This is a genomic window from Sporosarcina sp. FSL K6-3457 (genome assembly GCF_038007285.1).
In the GTDB taxonomy this organism is placed as follows: domain Bacteria; phylum Bacillota; class Bacilli; order Bacillales_A; family Planococcaceae; genus Sporosarcina.
The window spans coordinates 4,441,090-4,457,500 of the sequence record NZ_JBBOWX010000001.1; the positions used below are offsets into that span (position 1 = coordinate 4,441,090).

Consider the following 16,411-nt stretch of genomic DNA (forward strand, 5'->3'; position numbering starts at 1 on the left):
ATCCCACCCCATTATTTCGTCAATTGAGCCATATTATTTTGTTGCTCCATTAATTCCTCTAGCGTATACTCCAACACATGATCTTGATCCGTCAAACTCACTTGAAGTAAGCGTTCAAGAAGATTCAGACCTACTACCCTACCAGGCCCTTCCGGCGTTTTCACATGCGTTCCGATATCTGGCATAAGTGCTTTCGCTTCTTCATACTCATCATTTTCATACTTCAAGCAGCACATGAGACGACCACATAGACCCGATATTTTTGATGGATTGAGTGATAAGTTTTGGTCTTTTGCCATTTTAATTGAAACCGGCTCAAAATCACCGAGAAATGTTGAACAGCAAAGCATTCTACCACATGGTCCGATACCACCGAGCATCTTCGCCTCATCACGCACACCTATTTGCCTTAGTTCAATACGTGTTCGGAAAATAGACGCTAAATCTTTAACGAGGTTCCTAAAATCAACACGACCTTCTGCTGTGAAGTAGAAGACAATCTTGTTGCGATCGAATGTATACTCAACATCGACAAGCTTCATCTCTAATTTATGTTCCTGAATCTTGTCTACGCCCGTTGTGAAAGCTCGTTCAGCTTCTAGACGATTCTCCTCTACCTTCTCAAGGTCCTCCGTCTGTGCTGGACGAATGATTTTTTTTAGCGGCAGAACTACATCATTTTCTTCAACTTCTCTTACCCGGCCGGCAACTTTTCCATATTCAATCCCGCGTACAGTTTCAACGATGACATAATCTCCTTCATTGAGTGTAAATTCAACTGGATCGAAATAATATATTTTACCCGCTTTTTTAAAGCGGACTCCTACGACGTTATACAACAAGTAACCCCTCCTGCATGCTGAGCACCAATTGTTCCATTAAAAGCGTTCGATTCATATTGCCGTGCAGCTGCTTTTTCGCCTGCAAAATTGCCTCCATATTGGCCGACAATCGGCTATATGTCATCTTCATCGAAAGACTACTAAAAAACTCTTGCTGATCCGGAAATGCTGGTGTTGACTGCAATCCTGCTTTGAATGCTACTACATCTCGATAAGCATACAGCAATAGATCGAGTCCACGTTCAGCTTCTTCCTTCTCTTTAAATAAAGGAGACCATTCCGATTGGATGAATAACAACGCTTCATGGACATGTCGATCCGATGCTTCAACCAATTTTAACACTGTCTTTCGTATGTGTGCAAATTGCTCGTCACCGGCGAGCCGAAATGCCTCATCTGGATTAGCCGTTACCATCGTCACTGTCGCTGCCATAGATGAGGTAATCCCTTGTTCAACAAGCCCTTGTATCATCATTTCCCTCGAAGGTGGAAGGAAGGAAATTCGCTGGCAGCGCGATTGAATCGTCGGCAAAATAGAATGATAAGAGTCTGTTAACAATATTGCTGTTACATCTCCTTCAGGTTCTTCAAGAAACTTAAGAAGTGTATTCGCTGCGGCAACATTCATACGGTCTGCCCTTGAAACAATATAAATCTTTCTGCCAGATTCATACCCTTTTTTTGTCATGTTATAAATAAGAGTGGACATCTGCTCTTTTTTTATATCTTGTCCATCTGGCCGAATAATCGTTACGTTAGGATGGTTGCTCGATGTGACACGTCGACAGGAATGGCATGTTCCACATGGAACATCATTTTCAGGTTTACTACAAAGGAGCAGCTTAGCGAAAAAAAGAGCAGCCGATTCTTTTCCCGTCCCTGATTCACCATCAAATATATACGCATGTCCAATCCGCCCATTTTTATAAGAAGAACTTAATCGTTCAATAACGATTTTTTGCCCTTCCAAAAGCCGATGATCCATTTCTTCCGACATGATGTCACACCCCTTGTTTTAAAAAACCCGTGTTTCTTATACGACAGAAAACACGGGATTACATGTATAGATTAATGAGAAGACCCTTGATCTCACCAATTTTAGCCAATAAATCGACAGATGTTTTCTCTTCATTCAGTAAGTCTTCTGCCAATTCAATTAGCCGCTCATCTATCGTCTCGACAAGTTTTAAACGACGCCCCTCACCAAACCGATTCCATGTATGTGACTGTTTAAGTCCCATTCCTGATTCGACAGCTTCTTTGAGAAAACGTCGGACAAGCATTTTAAATTTAGCCATGTCACGTAAATTACGTGATCGCGCAATCCTGTCTCCAGCCGATGAAATATCACCAAGGAGTCTTGTAATCTGTTCACCATGGAGCCTCTGCTCTTGTTTGACAACCATTTGACCAAACCTTGCTCCGCCTTGTGGTGTCTGCAATGGGTCATTCCTCATCTTATCAAGACCAGCCCGGTAATCACCGTTTACTTTCACTTCGCTTCACCTCTGCTCATCAAAAATGATGAAAATGTTCAATTGGCAGAACGAATACCGTTGCTCCACCGACTTCAACTTCCACCGGATAAGGAATGTAAGAATCAGCATTACCACCCATCGGAGAAACAGGTGCTACCATTTGATCCCGTGAACGGCAATTTTCTCGGATAAGTTCAAGCGCCTTTGGAATAAGGCTATCATCAGTACCAATAAGAAACGTTGTATTTCCTGATCTTAGAAATCCCCCTGTACTGGCTAACTTTGTCGCCCGGAAGTCATTTTTAGTCAACGCCGCAGACAACCGGTTACTATCCTGATCCTGTACAACTGCCACAATCAATTTCACGGTAATCTCCCCTTTTTTAGCTTTCCACTATTATATCATGAATTCGCTCATTACATGAGTTGGGTGCATATAATTTTCCAAACATTTTCCGTTACTTCTACTTGAGAAAGTGAAGCATCGGTTTTTACCATCCGATTTGGATAACGGCGGATGATCTTTTGGTACCCCTCGTACACCTTATGATGAAAATTGATACCCTCTTTATCTAAACGATTTTGTTCACGTTCATCGTTCTTTGCAATACGTGCCAGCCCTATTTCCGGGTCGATATCGAAGAAAATGGTCAGGTCTGGCATCATATCACCAATTGCAAACTCATTAATCGATAGAACCTCATCGATTCCCAGACCTCGACCATGCCCTTGATAAGCCAGTGAACTATCGACAAAACGATCGCATAACACGATGTAGCCCTCACATAGTGCTGGCATGACTTTCTCAGCGAGGTGCTGTCTTCTTGCAGCGGCATAGAGAAGCGCTTCCGTCTTCGCATCCATTTCCTGATGGTTATTATCAAGAATGATTTCACGAATTTTCTCCGCAATTCGAATACCACCCGGTTCACGTGTGAGAATAACATTCCGCCCCTCATCCTTCAAGCGATTATACAACTCTGCGATAACCGTCGTCTTACCTGCCCCTTCAGGCCCTTCGAATGTTATGAAAATACCTTTCTGTACCATGTTATTCCTCCGTCCCTTCTTTTACGACAACTATCTGTCCTTCATTTATTCGAATGGATCCTTGAAATTTCGCACCCATCTGAAGCAACTTCTTAAGCGATTGGATATGCTTATCCTTTATCTTTTCCCCGCCAATTAACAGCGGGATACCAGGCGGATAAGGTATTATAGAAGCAGCCACCACGCGGCCTACAGCTTTCTCATATGAAATCCACTCCGTTGTCATGCATGCAAGCTGCCCAACTGTATACGCGAGACAAGAGACTTCTTCAACGAATAGGGGTGCTTCAACTAAATTCGGCATTCTACCCGGATCATCTAATCGAGCAACTGCCGACTCAATCTTCCCTCCTATTTCCTCAAATCGATAGTCCGACCCTATTTTCAAGAGCGGCAAAACGAAAAGAACTTGATAGGGATCCGCAAGTTCCGCATAAACACCTTCTACTTCCAATTCTTTTTGTAATTCAAACCCCGAATAGCCTTCCACCCGTATGAGCAGCTTTAACGGATCATCCACCTCAATTGTTTGAAGCCTTGGAATCATTGCTAGCCGTTCAATAAAAGCCAATCGGCGCTCCATAAATAACATTTTATCTTCTTTATTGTAAGACTCCGCAAAAGCTCGTGCATCATCAAGTGTAGCCATTAATATATACGACGGACTACTCGATTGTAGCATGTGTAAATAATGCGCAACTCTTTCATAGGAAACAAGCTTTGACCTTACATGCAGAAATGAAGCCATTGTCATAGCCGGCAATGTTTTATGCGCCGAATGCACAACAACATCTGCCCCCATATCCAATGCCGAGCGAGGAAACGGCTCACCTACAACGAAATGCGCACCATGGGCCTCATCAACCAAAACCGGGACTTCATATGTATGACAAAGCCTAATCATCTCTTCTAGATCCGTCCCCGTCGTTCCGTAATAAGTTGGATACGTCAGGACAACTGCCTTTGCATTGGGATACGCTTCCAATGCCTCCCTAATTTGCACAGCAGTCATCGTCCCAGCTATCTTTACGGTCTTGTCCCACCCCGGCGAAACAAGCACTGGCTTTGCACCTGTCAGTTCAATTCCATGGAACACTGATTTATGTGCATTGCGCTGAACAATAACTGTATCACCTACACCACATGTCGCATAGATCATAGCTAAGTTGCCAACCGTCGAACCGTTCACAAGGAAAAAACTTTGATCCGACCTGTAGAGTGAAGAAAGCTTCTGTTGTGCTTCTTCTATAACTCCATCCGGCTCGTGGAGATCATCAAGCCCCGTTAGCTCTGTAAAATCATAACGAAGCATCGAGCGTAATTCGGCCGGCAAACCCGACAAGATTCCCCCCTTATGCCCTGGTACGTGAAACGAAACTGGATCTGCTTCATTGAATTTTATTAACGCCTCAACAAGCGGACGTTTAGGATTTTCCATCGTAAATTACACTTCCTTTATTTCTATTATAATAGATTTTAAAACAACAAAAAAGCCATTACCTAGTGGTAATGACCGTGTGCCCGGCGACGTCCTACTCTTGCAGGGGGAAACCCCCAACTACCATCGGCGCTGAAGAGCTTAACTTCCGTGTTCGGGATGGGAACGGGTGTGACCTCTTCGCCTTCGTCACCAGACCTGCATGTCCTTTTCTCAAAGACAATACTCATTATATCAAATCTTTTGAGATTTGCAAGTACTTTTTTATGAACGGTACTTATTCGCTCAAAACTGAATAAAAGAGACATTAAGACTTTTTAGCGTATTTCAGCTAAAATAGTCTTCCATAGTTCACAAATCAGGGCCAACCTGCCCTTTTTACTATAAGGTTAAGTCCTCGTTCGATTAGTATCCGTCAGCTCCACACGTCGCCGTGCTTCCACCCCAGACCTATCAACCTCATCTTCTTTGAGGGAACTTACTTACTTGCGTAATGGGAAATCTCATCTCGAGGGGGCTTCATGCTTAGATGCTTTCAGCATTTATCCCGTCCACACATAGCTACCCAGCGATGCCTTTGGCAAGACAACTGGTACACCAGCGGTGTGTCCATCCCGGTCCTCTCGTACTAAGGACAGCTCCTCTCAAATTTCCTGCGCCCGCGACGGATAGGGACCGAACTGTCTCACGACGTTCTGAACCCAGCTCGCGTACCGCTTTAATGGGCGAACAGCCCAACCCTTGGGACCGACTACAGCCCCAGGATGCGATGAGCCGACATCGAGGTGCCAAACCTCCCCGTCGATGTGGACTCTTGGGGGAGATAAGCCTGTTATCCCCGGGGTAGCTTTTATCCGTTGAGCGATGGCCCTTCCATGCGGAACCACCGGATCACTAAGCCCGTCTTTCGACCCTGCTCGACTTGTAGGTCTCGCAGTCAAGCTCCCTTATGCCTTTGCACTCTACGAATGATGTCCAACCATTCTGAGGGAACCTTTGGGCGCCTCCGTTACTCTTTAGGAGGCGACCGCCCCAGTCAAACTGTCCGCCTGACACTGTCTCCTGCCCCGATAAGGGGCATGGGTTAGAAGTCCAATACAGCCAGGGTAGTATCCCACCAACGCCTCCTCCGAAGCTGGCGCTCCGGAATCTTAGGCTCCTACCTATCCTGTACAGGCTGCACCGGAATTCAATATCAGGTTACAGTAAAGCTCCACGGGGTCTTTCCGTCCTGTCGCGGGTAACCTGCATCTTCACAGGTATTATAATTTCACCGAGTCTCTCGTTGAGACAGTGCCCAGATCGTTACGCCTTTCGTGCGGGTCGGAACTTACCCGACAAGGAATTTCGCTACCTTAGGACCGTTATAGTTACGGCCGCCGTTTACTGGGGCTTCAATTCAAAGCTTCGCTTGCGCTGACCTCTCCTCTTAACCTTCCAGCACCGGGCAGGCGTCAGCCCCTATACTTCACCTTACGGTTTTGCAGAGACCTGTGTTTTTGCTAAACAGTCGCCTGGGCCTATTCACTGCGGCTCTCTCGGGCTTTAACACCCTACCAGAGCACCCCTTCTCCCGAAGTTACGGGGTCATTTTGCCGAGTTCCTTAACGAGAGTTCTCTCGATCACCTTAGGATTCTCTCCTCGCCTACCTGTGTCGGTTTGCGGTACAGGCACCTCCCGCCTCGCTAGAGGCTTTTCTTGGCAGCGTGAAATCAGGGACTCCGGAGATAAATCTCCTCGCCATCACAGCTCAATGTTATAGGAACGGGATTTGCCTCATTCCACACCTCACTGCTTAGACGCACATAACCAACAGTGCGCTCACCCTATCCTACTGCGTCCCCCCATTACTCAAACGGCGGGGAGGTGGTACAGGAATATCAACCTGTTATCCATCGTCTACGCCTTTCGGCCTCGACTTAGGTCCTGACTAACCCTGAGCGGACGAGCCTTCCTCAGGAAACCTTGGGCATTCGGTGGAAGGGATTCTCACCCTTCTTTCGCTACTCATACCGGCATTCTCACTTCCAAGCGCTCCACCAGTCCTTACGGTCTAGCTTCGACGCCCTTGGAACGCTCTCCTACCACTGACACCAAAGGTGTCAATCCACAGTTTCGGTGATTCGTTTAGCCCCGGTACATTTTCGGCGCAGCGCCACTCGACCAGTGAGCTATTACGCACTCTTTAAATGATGGCTGCTTCTGAGCCAACATCCTGGTTGTCTGGGCAACGCCACATCCTTTTCCACTTAACGAATACTTGGGGACCTTAACTGGTGGTCTGGGCTGTTTCCCTCTCGACTACGGATCTTATCACCCGCAGTCTGACTCCCAAACATAAATCATCGGCATTCGGAGTTTGTCTGAATTCGGTAACCCGGGATGGGCCCCTAGTCCAAACAGTGCTCTACCTCCGAGATTCTTAAGTTTGAGGCTAGCCCTAAAGCTATTTCGGAGAGAACCAGCTATCTCCAGGTTCGATTGGAATTTCACCGCTACCCACACCTCATCCCCGCATTTTTCAACATACGTGGGTTCGGGCCTCCAGTAAGTGTTACCTTACCTTCACCCTGGACATGGGTAGATCACCTGGTTTCGGGTCTACGACCCCATACTCATTCGCCCTATTCAGACTCGCTTTCGCTGCGGCTCCGCATTCACTGCTTAACCTTGCATGGAATCGTAACTCGCCGGTTCATTCTACAAAAGGCACGCCATCACCCATTAACGGGCTCTGACAACTTGTAGGCACATGGTTTCAGGATCTATTTCACTCCCCTTCCGGGGTGCTTTTCACCTTTCCCTCACGGTACTGGTTCACTATCGGTCACTAGGGAGTATTTAGCCTTGGGAGATGGTCCTCCCGGATTCCGACGGAATTTCACGTGTTCCGCCGTACTCAGGATACACTCTGGAGAGAATGGACTTTCGACTACGGGGCTTTTACCCGCTACGGCGGACCTTTCCAGGTCGCTTCGCCTAATCCATTCCTTTGTAACTCCGTATAGAGTGTCCTACAACCCCAAGAAGCAAGCTTCCTGGTTTGGGCTTTTCCCGTTTCGCTCGCCGCTACTCAGGGAATCGATGTTTCTTTCTCTTCCTCCGGATACTTAGATGTTTCAGTTCTCCGGGTCTGCCTCGTTTACGCTATGTATTCACGTAAACGTACTACCCCATTATGGGTAGTGGGTTTCCCCATTCGGAAATCTCCGGATCAAAGCTTACTTACAGCTCCCCGGAGCATATCGGTGTTAGTGCCGTCCTTCTTAGGCTCCTAGTGCCAAGGCATCCGCCATGCGCCCTTTCTAACTTAACCTTTTGGGTTCAATCAGCTGAACGCTTCATGAATTCCATTGGTGACTTCTCTTCAACAGCGATGTATCCGAAGAAGTCGTAAAAAGGTATTGCATTCGTAATATAACAAGTTATCTACGAATTGGTTGATTCTTGATTTGTTACTATCAATGTCGTTTTATCCAGTTTTCAATGAACAAGTTTTAAAAAGCTTATTATACTAAGCTATTCAGGTGATAAAACTACCTAAAAGCTTTAATAAACCTTCAAAATATATCCTTAGAAAGGAGGTGATCCAGCCGCACCTTCCGATACGGCTACCTTGTTACGACTTCACCCCAATCATCTGTCCCACCTTCGGCGGCTGGCTCCCGTAAGGGTTACCCCACCGACTTCGGGTGTTACAAACTCTCGTGGTGTGACGGGCGGTGTGTACAAGACCCGGGAACGTATTCACCGTGGCATGCTGATCCACGATTACTAGCGATTCCGGCTTCATGGAGGCGAGTTGCAGCCTCCAATCCGAACTGGGAATGATTTTATGGGATTGGCTCCCCCTCGCGGGTTGGCAACCCTCTGTATCATCCATTGTAGCACGTGTGTAGCCCAGGTCATAAGGGGCATGATGATTTGACGTCATCCCCACCTTCCTCCGGTTTGTCACCGGCAGTCACCTTAGAGTGCCCAACTGAATGCTGGCAACTAAGATCAAGGGTTGCGCTCGTTGCGGGACTTAACCCAACATCTCACGACACGAGCTGACGACAACCATGCACCACCTGTCACCACTGTCCCCGAAGGGAAAGGCGTATCTCTACACCGGTCAGTGGGATGTCAAGACCTGGTAAGGTTCTTCGCGTTGCTTCGAATTAAACCACATGCTCCACCGCTTGTGCGGGTCCCCGTCAATTCCTTTGAGTTTCAGCCTTGCGGCCGTACTCCCCAGGCGGAGTGCTTAATGCGTTAGCTGCAGCACTAAGGGGCGGAAACCCCCTAACACTTAGCACTCATCGTTTACGGCGTGGACTACCAGGGTATCTAATCCTGTTTGCTCCCCACGCTTTCGCGCCTCAGCGTCAGTTACAGACCAGAAAGCCGCCTTCGCCACTGGTGTTCCTCCACATCTCTACGCATTTCACCGCTACACGTGGAATTCCGCTTTCCTCTTCTGTACTCAAGTCCCAGTTTCCAATGACCCTCCACGGTTGAGCCGTGGGCTTTCACATCAGACTTAAAGGACCGCCTGCGCGCGCTTTACGCCCAATAATTCCGGACAACGCTTGCCACCTACGTATTACCGCGGCTGCTGGCACGTAGTTAGCCGTGGCTTTCTAATAAGGTACCGTCAAGGTACGGGCAGTTACTCCCATACGTGTTCTTCCCTTACAACAGAGCTTTACGATCCGAAAACCTTCTTCGCTCACGCGGCATTGCTCCATCAGACTTTCGTCCATTGTGGAAGATTCCCTACTGCTGCCTCCCGTAGGAGTCTGGGCCGTGTCTCAGTCCCAGTGTGGCCGATCACCCTCTCAGGTCGGCTACGCATCGTCGCCTTGGTAGGCCATTACTCCACCAACTAGCTAATGCGCCGCGGGCCCATCCTACAGTGACAGCGAGATGCCGTCTTTCAGAGTTGGTTCATGCGAACCAACTGATTATTCGGTATTAGCCCCGGTTTCCCGGAGTTATCCCCATCTGTAGGGCAGGTTGCCCACGTGTTACTCACCCGTCCGCCGCTAACGTTTCAAAGAGCAAGCTCTCTGAAACGTCCGCTCGACTTGCATGTATTAGGCATGCCGCCAGCGTTCGTCCTGAGCCAGGATCAAACTCTCCATAATAGAAGAAAATGAATAGCTCATTTCTTGCTGGCATTAAATTAATAATGTCATGTATTTCGCTCAAGTGCGTTAAACACTCTCGCTGTATTTCATTGACGTTTTGCTGTTCAGTTTTCAAGGTTCATGTTGATATTCTTTGTTGCCGTTATTTCGTAAGCAACTTTCATATCATATCAAGTTGTGTTCCACATGTCAACAACTAATTTCAATTTCTTATTTCCGTTGTTGTCCATGTTGTTTTTTGTCTGCCTCACTGGCGACTCATACTATATTACAACCTGGAGAATAGAATGTCAACACTTTATATAAAGTTTTTTATAAAGGCTTAATATAAACGCATAGCATGGCCATTTCAAGGATAGACACTGCCCCATTTTTAAAGCTCATCAACCTCAAACCACAATTGGTAAGCTTTAAAAATATACATGAGATTATACTCTTATTACTCAACTGGCGCCGTTATTTCAACACCCCCTTCAGTATTACCAAACACTTCTCCTTCATAGTTGCCCACATACAAATAATACGTACCCGCTAACGAACCTCGCACTACAATAGAATATTCTTTTTCCCGACTTACCCTATCATCAATGAATCCACTTCACCCCAGATAACCGCCACCGCGATCATATTCGTCTATTTTCATAAAGAAGATATTCAAATTCCCCTTACCTTCCGAGGTTATGTTATAGACAATCATATCCCCTTCTTCAAGCTTATACTGACCTAAATTAACACCTTCACCACTAGCAATTGATTTCACATCAACCTCAATGACACGCTTTGATTCAGCGCGCCCTAGAAAAATTTCTATTTGTTCCTTATCTACTGCAGCATTATCGTTTGGAATTATGAGATTAGAAGTTTTACCATTATCTACAGCAATGAATGCTGTAATACAAAAGAACATGATCCCAAAAACGATAACAATGCCACTTAGCTTACGCTTGAAGTGGTAGATTCCTAAAAACACCAGCGTAACCGCCAGTTATTGATTAGGCTCTATCCGTAGTCCTGCGATGAAAAACAGAATTTGTGTACATTGAACTCTATTCGCCTGGCGCACTGCTGTTTTTTTGCTTTTTGGCTAGACGAGGCGATTAGAACGTTAAAAATTTTATGCGACAAACGAATTTCTTGCCACAACCCCTATTTCCGGTTTTCAATAAGCAATCTACACGGCACTACAACAGTACACACGTTCGTTTTACACCAATAATTTGGCTAACACCAACCGATATTCATCTCCCACCTATTCATTGAGCTATGCCCTTTACATGTCTTGAGGTGGGAGTCTTCTTGGATTATCAGCGGGTAATATGTACGTTCTTTACCGTTCTTCTCCGTCTTTAAATATTCTCATTCAACCAAGCGAAGCATCAAAGAAATGACTGTTGGAGCTTTCTATTCTTTTTCATTACCCAATCGCTCTATAACAATACTAGTCGTTAATGGTGATTCATTGGACCACACCACTTTAATAATTTTAAATTCAGTTTTTAGTATTTTTCTCATACGGCTCACCCTCCCTGTAATTTTGGATTATTTATATTAGACACTTGTCTATAATAGATATTTTACAACCACCTAACGCCTTGTTAAAACAATTAAACAAAAAAGCCATCGCTTATTAGCAATGACCATGTGTGTTGCGTATTTCTTCGTCTAGTTCTCACGTATATTATACGCCCTGTTCTCCTACCTTTGGTTTTTTATTTTAAACAAGAACAAAAGCGCTAAAGCGCCTCTGTCCACGTCCCAAGTGTAAACAATTCACTTGGGACTTTTCTTCGCCCTCCGCATGGTTCCACCACAAAAAGGACATTCCATCTCAACTTCTTCGTCCTTCTTTAATTCCACTTGAAAATCTTGTACAACAAAATCAGGAACATCGTCTTCTTCACGACAATCCACACACTCAAATAATACTGTCTCCATTTCTTCGTTTAAACCAAATGGATCATCTTCCTGTAATGATTGTAGAAATTCTTTGCTCAATTCATCCCGTTCTTTGTTTCCTGTCATTTGCTGATTCTCCTCGTATTTTGATAATCTCCATCCCCTCCATGTAATGATACAAAAATCCATAGTCAGCATGCCAGATTTCCACTAAATCCATCTCACGATGGCAATGTGGGCACAGGAAAGGATCACGATTAAAGGCCTCAATCATACGCTGTCGATACGTTTTCTTTTTTGTTTCCTCTCCAACAGTAATGATAATTGTCTTGTGCGCATGAACGCATAAAGGGTCAAAACTTGTTTTGCCTTTTTATGTTTCGTTCTGCTATACAACCCAAAACGACCCACCATTCTAAAGTGTTTGGGTGGGATGTGCTGTAAAATATTATATAGAAATCTATACGCAGACTGTTTCACATCTACTCTTTTTCCTGTTTTGTGATCCTCATACCAATACGTGACCATCTTACCGTCATATTCTTCTATGCGATATTCAGCAATTGCAGGTCTAGCCAAGTATCTACCGATGTATTTGGCAGCTCCTTTTGCATTTTGCATTTTCTTTTCCGCATTTACATAAAAGCCCTTCGGATAACGACTGTACAAGTCATTTACTAAATCCTGTGCTCTTTGATCATCAGAAAACCACTTTTTCACCAAATCAAGAAGTACTTTCTGCCAAGATTTCCTCAAGTATTCATACGGAATATATTCGCTTGGACTCCATTCGTTCCGATTATCAATTGCACCTTCTGTCACTAAAGCATGTATATGAGGATTGAATTTCAAATCCCTACCAAAGGTATGGATTACCGTAATAATACCTGTTTGTAACTGACGCTTCTTACTTTTCCGTTGGTAATAAAATTGAAAAACCTGAGCTACCTGTTGACTCAGTTCATTCAACTTTTTACGATCTTGAAAAAAGATGTTTCTAAGTTCCTGTGGAACTGTAAAAACCATATGACGATGTGGAACATTCAATATCAGTTCCTGCTGTTTATCGGACCAATCATCCGTATATTTTTTCCCGCACTTATTACAAAAACGACTTTTACATGTGAAACAAACGAATACAGGCCTTGGGTTCCCTTCGCATCCTAAACATTCATATTTAGCATACCCCAAATCAGAAGACCCGCATTTGATTGTTTTTAGAACTGTTTCCTTGATATCCTCTCGATAAGATTCCGGAAATAAGTGCTCGTGTAAATACCAAAATCCCACGAAATGATCTTTCAATATTTTCTTGATGACTCCTTCATTATCTCGGCCCATATTCCATCCTCCTATCGTTATACGAACAGTTTATCGAACAGTTATCCACAAGTCGAGAACTTTATAATTTCCTAGACAACAAAAAAGCCATTACCTAATGGTAATGACCATGCGCCCGGCGACGTCCTACTCTTGCAGGGGGAAACCCCCAACTACCATCGGCGCTGAAGAGCTTAACTTCCGTGTTCGGGATGGGAACGGGTGTGACCTCTTCGCCTTCGTCACCAGACTATTTTGAGCTTGTTCACTCAAAACTGAATAAAACAGACATTAAGACTTTTTAGCGTATTTCAGCTAAAATAGTCTTCCATAGTTCACAAATCAGGGCCAACCTGCCCTTTTTACTATAAGGTTAAGTCCTCGTTCGATTAGTATCCGTCAGCTCCACACGTCGCCGTGCTTCCACCCCAGACCTATCAACCTCATCTTCTTTGAGGGAACTTACTTACTTGCGTAATGGGAAATCTCATCTCGAGGGGGCTTCATGCTTAGATGCTTTCAGCATTTATCCCGTCCACACATAGCTACCCAGCGATGCCTTTGGCAAGACAACTGGTACACCAGCGGTGTGTCCATCCCGGTCCTCTCGTACTAAGGACAGCTCCTCTCAAATTTCCTGCGCCCGCGACGGATAGGGACCGAACTGTCTCACGACGTTCTGAACCCAGCTCGCGTACCGCTTTAATGGGCGAACAGCCCAACCCTTGGGACCGACTACAGCCCCAGGATGCGATGAGCCGACATCGAGGTGCCAAACCTCCCCGTCGATGTGGACTCTTGGGGGAGATAAGCCTGTTATCCCCGGGGTAGCTTTTATCCGTTGAGCGATGGCCCTTCCATGCGGAACCACCGGATCACTAAGCCCGTCTTTCGACCCTGCTCGACTTGTAGGTCTCGCAGTCAAGCTCCCTTATGCCTTTGCACTCTACGAATGATGTCCAACCATTCTGAGGGAACCTTTGGGCGCCTCCGTTACTCTTTAGGAGGCGACCGCCCCAGTCAAACTGTCCGCCTGACACTGTCTCCTGCCCCGATAAGGGGCATGGGTTAGAAGTCCAATACAGCCAGGGTAGTATCCCACCAACGCCTCCTCCGAAGCTGGCGCTCCGGAATCTTAGGCTCCTACCTATCCTGTACAGGCTGCACCGGAATTCAATATCAGGTTACAGTAAAGCTCCACGGGGTCTTTCCGTCCTGTCGCGGGTAACCTGCATCTTCACAGGTATTATAATTTCACCGAGTCTCTCGTTGAGACAGTGCCCAGATCGTTACGCCTTTCGTGCGGGTCGGAACTTACCCGACAAGGAATTTCGCTACCTTAGGACCGTTATAGTTACGGCCGCCGTTTACTGGGGCTTCAATTCAAAGCTTCGCTTGCGCTGACCTCTCCTCTTAACCTTCCAGCACCGGGCAGGCGTCAGCCCCTATACTTCACCTTACGGTTTTGCAGAGACCTGTGTTTTTGCTAAACAGTCGCCTGGGCCTATTCACTGCGGCTCTCTCGGGCTTTAACACCCTACCAGAGCACCCCTTCTCCCGAAGTTACGGGGTCATTTTGCCGAGTTCCTTAACGAGAGTTCTCTCGATCACCTTAGGATTCTCTCCTCGCCTACCTGTGTCGGTTTGCGGTACAGGCACCTCCCGCCTCGCTAGAGGCTTTTCTTGGCAGCGTGAAATCAGGGACTCCGGAGATAAATCTCCTCGCCATCACAGCTCAATGTTATAGGAACGGGATTTGCCTCATTCCACACCTCACTGCTTAGACGCACATAACCAACAGTGCGCTCACCCTATCCTACTGCGTCCCCCCATTACTCAAACGGCGGGGAGGTGGTACAGGAATATCAACCTGTTATCCATCGTCTACGCCTTTCGGCCTCGACTTAGGTCCTGACTAACCCTGAGCGGACGAGCCTTCCTCAGGAAACCTTGGGCATTCGGTGGAAGGGATTCTCACCCTTCTTTCGCTACTCATACCGGCATTCTCACTTCCAAGCGCTCCACCAGTCCTTACGGTCTAGCTTCAACGCCCTTGGAACGCTTACGCACTCTTTAAATGATGGCTGCTTCTGAGCCAACATCCTGGTTGTCTGGGCAACGCCACATCCTTTTCCACTTAACGAATACTTGGGGACCTTAACTGGTGGTCTGGGCTGTTTCCCTCTCGACTACGGATCTTATCACCCGCAGTCTGACTCCCAAACATAAATCATCGGCATTCGGAGTTTGTCTGAATTCGGTAACCCGGGATGGGCCCCTAGTCCAAACAGTGCTCTACCTCCGAGATTCTTAAGTTTGAGGCTAGCCCTAAAGCTATTTCGGAGAGAACCAGCTATCTCCAGGTTCGATTGGAATTTCACCGCTACCCACACCTCATCCCCGCATTTTTCAACATACGTGGGTTCGGGCCTCCAGTAAGTGTTACCTTACCTTCACCCTGGACATGGGTAGATCACCTGGTTTCGGGTCTACGACCCCATACTCATTCGCCCTATTCAGACTCGCTTTCGCTGCGGCTCCGCATTCACTGCTTAACCTTGCATGGAATCGTAACTCGCCGGTTCATTCTACAAAAGGCACGCCATCACCCATTAACGGGCTCTGACAACTTGTAGGCACATGGTTTCAGGATCTATTTCACTCCCCTTCCGGGGTGCTTTTCACCTTTCCCTCACGGTACTGGTTCACTATCGGTCACTAGGGAGTATTTAGCCTTGGGAGATGGTCCTCCCGGATTCCGACGGAATTTCACGTGTTCCGCCGTACTCAGGATACACTCTGGAGAGAATGGACTTTCGACTACGGGGCTTTTACCCGCTACGGCGGACCTTTCCAGGTCGCTTCGCCTAATCCATTCCTTTGTAACTCCGTATAGAGTGTCCTACAACCCCAGGAAGCAAGCTTCCTGGTTTGGGCTTTTCCCGTTTCGCTCGCCGCTACTCAGGGAATCGATGTTTCTTTCTCTTCCTCCGGATACTTAGATGTTTCAGTTCTCCGGGTCTGCCTCGTTTACGCTATGTATTCACGTAAACGTACTACCCCATTATGGGTAGTGGGTTTCCCCATTCGGAAATCTCCGGATCAAAGCTTACTTACAGCTCCCCGGAGCATATCGGTGTTAGTGCCGTCCTTCTTAGGCTCCTAGTGCCAAGGCATCCGCCATGCGCCCTTTCTAACTTAACCTTAAACGGCTTTCAATACACTGCGCATTGCGTTGTCAGCGCGCTCAT

The 16,411-nt window shown here is 46.5% G+C and carries 8 protein-coding genes, 5 rRNA genes and 1 pseudogene; all 14 read right to left on the reverse strand.

What is annotated here, in order from left to right; translation table 11 throughout:
- Positions 1-11: 11 nt before the first annotated feature.
- The 14 genes and pseudogenes from N1I80_RS21560 to N1I80_RS21625 all read right to left on the reverse strand — a co-directional run bounded on the left by N1I80_RS21560 (position 12) and on the right by N1I80_RS21625 (position 16,364).
- On the reverse strand, positions 12-839 hold the full coding sequence (locus tag N1I80_RS21560; RefSeq protein WP_340739855.1) for a PSP1 domain-containing protein: 828 nt from the start codon (positions 837-839) through the stop codon (positions 12-14).
- Complete coding sequence (gene holB / locus N1I80_RS21565; RefSeq protein ID WP_340739856.1) at positions 832-1,839, reverse strand: DNA polymerase III subunit delta'; 1,008 nt, start codon at positions 1,837-1,839, stop codon at positions 832-834. The genes N1I80_RS21560 and holB overlap by 8 nt, the downstream gene beginning before the upstream one ends.
- A gap of 58 nt (positions 1,840-1,897) precedes the next feature.
- Positions 1,898-2,338: a YaaR family protein gene (locus N1I80_RS21570; protein ID WP_340739857.1), complete on the reverse strand. Its 441-nt coding sequence runs from the start codon at positions 2,336-2,338 to the stop codon at positions 1,898-1,900.
- A gap of 19 nt (positions 2,339-2,357) precedes the next feature.
- The gene (locus N1I80_RS21575) at positions 2,358-2,687 is read right to left on the reverse strand and encodes a cyclic-di-AMP receptor (RefSeq protein WP_203248937.1); all 330 of its coding nucleotides are present in this window, start codon (positions 2,685-2,687) and stop codon (positions 2,358-2,360) included.
- 50 nt (positions 2,688-2,737) lie between these two features.
- Positions 2,738-3,370 carry a dTMP kinase gene (gene tmk, locus N1I80_RS21580; RefSeq protein ID WP_340739858.1) on the reverse strand — a complete coding sequence of 211 codons (633 nt, stop codon included), beginning with the start codon at positions 3,368-3,370 and terminating at the stop codon, positions 2,738-2,740.
- A 1-nt stretch (position 3,371) separates the two neighbouring features.
- Entirely contained in the window at positions 3,372-4,808 is a 1,437-nt protein-coding gene (locus tag N1I80_RS21585; RefSeq protein WP_340739859.1) for an aminotransferase class I/II-fold pyridoxal phosphate-dependent enzyme, read from the reverse strand.
- Positions 4,809-4,889: 81 nt separating this feature from the next.
- Positions 4,890-5,005: ribosomal RNA gene (gene rrf, locus N1I80_RS21590) — 5S ribosomal RNA — on the reverse strand.
- A 188-nt stretch (positions 5,006-5,193) separates the two neighbouring features.
- Positions 5,194-8,125: ribosomal RNA gene (locus tag N1I80_RS21595) — 23S ribosomal RNA — on the reverse strand.
- Positions 8,126-8,386: 261 nt separating this feature from the next.
- Positions 8,387-9,941, reverse strand: a 16S ribosomal RNA gene (locus N1I80_RS21600).
- Together the 16S, 23S and 5S rRNA genes form the textbook arrangement of a ribosomal RNA operon.
- 601 nt (positions 9,942-10,542) lie before the next feature.
- Complete coding sequence (locus tag N1I80_RS21605; protein ID WP_340739860.1) at positions 10,543-10,914, reverse strand: hypothetical protein; 372 nt, start codon at positions 10,912-10,914, stop codon at positions 10,543-10,545.
- A gap of 800 nt (positions 10,915-11,714) precedes the next feature.
- Positions 11,715-11,966, reverse strand: a complete 252-nt coding sequence (locus N1I80_RS21610) for a hypothetical protein (RefSeq protein WP_340736278.1) — start codon at positions 11,964-11,966, stop codon at positions 11,715-11,717.
- A pseudogene (locus N1I80_RS21615) lies at positions 11,941-13,181 on the reverse strand (IS91 family transposase). The gene N1I80_RS21610 and the pseudogene N1I80_RS21615 overlap by 26 nt, the downstream one beginning before the upstream one ends.
- A gap of 113 nt (positions 13,182-13,294) precedes the next feature.
- Positions 13,295-13,410, reverse strand: a 5S ribosomal RNA gene (gene rrf, locus N1I80_RS21620).
- Between the two features lie 119 nt (positions 13,411-13,529).
- A 23S ribosomal RNA gene (locus N1I80_RS21625) occupies positions 13,530-16,364 on the reverse strand.
- Positions 16,365-16,411: the final 47 nt, after the last annotated feature.